Here is a 2,680-nt window from a genome sequence, read left to right on the forward strand (position 1 = left end):
TTGACAGGGATAAGACCAAAATGTTAGGTCTCTTTTGTTGATCATTCTCCATATGTAACTTTCTCTTCACTTACTCCAAGCTAGATAACATGGTTCATTGAAATATTCAATCTTAAAGAAGGCTTGTTCTTCAAAAAATTCATTTCTTGCCCTCAGAATCTAGCAAAGTAGCTATTCAATAAATTTTTTCTCTGAATCCAAAAATTTATAAAACCTATTTAATAAATCTTCCTTCGTAGTTGGGGTATCTTGGGGCATATAAGTAATAAAACTTGTCATATCTTCAGGATAATCATGTCTATCATAAAACTCTGCAATTCTATTTAATAGTTCATCCTCATCAGTAATCTTTTCTTTTAACTTAGATAAGTAAACGAATCTGAGTTTACTTATCTCATTCTGTAATTCTTCACTATTTTCTTCTAGATTAGGAAAGTGGAAATCTTTAATTTCAAACAAAATTTTATCTAAATCACTAGAATCTATTCCCCAAGCTAGTTCATTAACAAAAGCTTCATCATCACCGGCTTCCATTAGTTCCACCGCATAATCAGAAATGACATTCGGTTCGAAATATTTTTTATTTACACCGGTATAAATAGTTTTCCAATCATACTTAAGACCTTTGTTCTTAAAATCTATTAAATCCATATAATTCTCCTTTTACTTTTTTGGAACTTGATTTGGTTTCCCTGTAACAGTACCATTTTCAATAAATCTTCTATGACTTACATTTCCATTTGGTTCAACAATCCACTCAAAGACACCTTTTTTACCACCGTTGCTTCCTTCTATTTGGAAGAATCTTCTATTAATGCGATCTCCTCCTACTAATGGAAATTCATCAGCAAATCTTGAGTAATTATCAACAATATCAGAAAAGCCATGTTCCTTAGGGACATGAGGAAACTCTTTTACTATGATGGGCTTTCCTTTTTCATCTCTTCCCCAAATAGGTTTTACTTTATCAATCTTTTCTCCACTTCCAACTCGCTTTCCATCAATAACAGGTCCCTCTAATTCCTCAATTACTTTTGGATTATCTCCGCTGGTTTTATTACTGGTATTATCCATCCCTTTAGTAGCATTTTCCTCTTTATTAAGTTTACCATTCTCTTTAACTTTATTAATACGCTCACCAGAAGATGGAGAAGACTCGAATTTTTGAAGAGTAGCCTTAGCATTTTGAATCGATTTATCCCAAACCAATCCACCATGTACAACAGCACCAACACCAGCCGCTGTAGCAACTGCATCTAATGGAAGAACAATTGGTGATGCTAACCCACCACTTCCTACTTCTGCGACGAATGTTAAGAAATTAGCCCCACCTACTAAAGATGTAGCCATGTTGCAAGAAATTTCAAATCACAGCACACCACAAATCACACTAAAATACATTGGTATCAACAAAGAAGAAAAAGATAATATTCTTGATACATTTTTTATTTAAATTTATCGAAAATCAACATAGATTTCCTTTTCCATACTGATCACACATCTTTTGTAGATTAATAATATCAATATGTCCAAATTTAGTAGATTACTTACAAGAATTTCGCACCAAAACCACCTTAAATCAGTATGCCACAATTATCATAAAACAAGTTAAACAGCAACGTAATCAAAAGTTATTCGAAGCATCTAGAGCAGCATATGAAATTGGCAGAAAGGCAGATATTTAGATAGAAAAGAATTTTTTTCATAAAAAAGACATGCTAAATTATAGCATGTCATCTTTTAAAGATTTCTCCCAAGACGTTTAAAGTATTCTTACTAAAAGGATATTTATAAACAAAAGCTTTATTTACATTTCTAATAACTTTTCACGTAAAACTAATTCTTCATCTGTCATGTATCCTTTATGCATTTCTTCTGTGATTTTATCGTAGTTAAAACACAACACATTCTCATTACCTATAAATCCAATAGGGTAAAGAACACCTACATAATCAAATTCACGTTTATCTTCTGAAATAGCCATTCTTCCAATAATCATAACGCTTTGTTCCATATCTTCTAGCTTAACTACTGTTCCAATTGGTAATAGTTTCATTGATACTTTTGCCTTCTAAATATTAAATAAATTTTACGAATTATAAATCCACTGCTTTTTCTTATTGTCTATACGTTTATAGATATACTCTACTGTAAAGTATGCAATAACATCGCAAATTAGTAACAAACCTATAGGTAAAAGTTTATCTTCTAACCGTATAGTAGAAGAAGCCCCAATTAACAACATAAACATAATACATACAGTAAAAGTCAGAATTCTATTTATTGTACGCATATCTTAATTACTCCAGTCTTATATTAATCCCGTTTTTTTGTAAATTTATCATAAAATTTCTCTTGCGCCCACCGTCCGAATTTTAAAAAACATATTAAACCTGCTCCCAAAAGAATGAGAACGATAGTTCCTAACAATTTTTCCCACAAATTGTTGGATGGAGTAATCATTAATCCTATAATAGATACAGATATTACGACATAAACTAAAATATATAATGGTTTATACGATGGAGTTTTCATATCATTTTTTCTCCTCAGGTTTTTCAAATTTTAAACTACTTCCCACAGTAAAACCCTCTAAAGCAGGAACCGTTATACCAGTTTCTTTTCCAACGCTACCTTTCAAACCTATTGCGCCTAATCCCACTGCAATAGCTGCTACTTT

At 31.6% G+C, this 2,680-nt stretch carries 4 protein-coding genes and 2 pseudogenes; 1 reads left to right on the plus strand and 5 read right to left on the minus strand.

Annotation, left to right across the window (positions count from 1 at the left end):
• Window positions 1-171: 171 nt before the first annotated feature.
• Window positions 172-651, minus strand: coding sequence for a DUF2247 family protein (locus tag V7038_RS28465; protein ID WP_000364132.1), 480 nt, complete (start codon window positions 649-651; stop codon window positions 172-174).
• Window positions 652-663: 12 nt separating this feature from the next.
• Window positions 664-1,341: pseudogene (locus V7038_RS28470) on the minus strand (hypothetical protein); the annotation flags it as partial.
• Here V7038_RS28470 and V7038_RS28475 point away from each other — a divergent pair.
• Window positions 1,334-1,453, plus strand: a pseudogene (locus V7038_RS28475) (tyrosine-type recombinase/integrase); the annotation flags it as partial. The pseudogenes V7038_RS28470 and V7038_RS28475 sit on opposite strands and share 8 nt — an antisense overlap.
• Before the next feature lie 354 nt (window positions 1,454-1,807).
• Here the strand turns inward: V7038_RS28475 and V7038_RS28480 are convergent.
• The 3 genes from V7038_RS28480 to V7038_RS28490 are packed head-to-tail and all read right to left on the minus strand — an operon-like array spanning window position 1,808 to window position 2,535.
• Window positions 1,808-2,056 (minus strand): DUF4176 domain-containing protein, encoded by a 249-nt coding sequence (locus tag V7038_RS28480; RefSeq protein WP_000771621.1) that lies wholly within the window; start codon window positions 2,054-2,056, stop codon window positions 1,808-1,810.
• A 33-nt stretch (window positions 2,057-2,089) separates the two neighbouring features.
• Window positions 2,090-2,293 carry a hypothetical protein gene (locus tag V7038_RS28485; protein ID WP_335696011.1) on the minus strand — a complete coding sequence of 68 codons (204 nt, stop codon included), beginning with the start codon at window positions 2,291-2,293 and terminating at the stop codon, window positions 2,090-2,092.
• Window positions 2,294-2,316: 23 nt separating this feature from the next.
• Window positions 2,317-2,535, minus strand: a complete 219-nt coding sequence (locus V7038_RS28490; RefSeq protein WP_000856860.1) for a hypothetical protein — start codon at window positions 2,533-2,535, stop codon at window positions 2,317-2,319.
• Window positions 2,536-2,680 lie beyond the last annotated feature (145 nt).

The sequence above is a fragment of the Bacillus sp. JJ783 genome, from assembly GCF_036963225.1.
In the GTDB taxonomy this organism is placed as follows: Bacteria; Bacillota; Bacilli; order Bacillales; family Bacillaceae_G; genus Bacillus_A; species Bacillus_A cereus_U.

What these genes read in the sequence shown, in the direction of transcription:
- V7038_RS28485 (WP_335696011.1), bottom strand. Translation starts at nt 2,293, where the DNA reads ATGCGTACAATAAATAGAATTCTGACTTTTACTGTATGTATTATGTTT.
- V7038_RS28465 (WP_000364132.1), bottom strand. Translation starts at nt 651, where the DNA reads ATGGATTTAATAGATTTTAAGAACAAAGGTCTTAAGTATGATTGGAAA.
- V7038_RS28490 (WP_000856860.1), bottom strand. Translation starts at nt 2,535, where the DNA reads ATGAAAACTCCATCGTATAAACCATTATATATTTTAGTTTATGTCGTA.
- V7038_RS28480 (WP_000771621.1), bottom strand. Translation starts at nt 2,056, where the DNA reads ATGAAACTATTACCAATTGGAACAGTAGTTAAGCTAGAAGATATGGAA.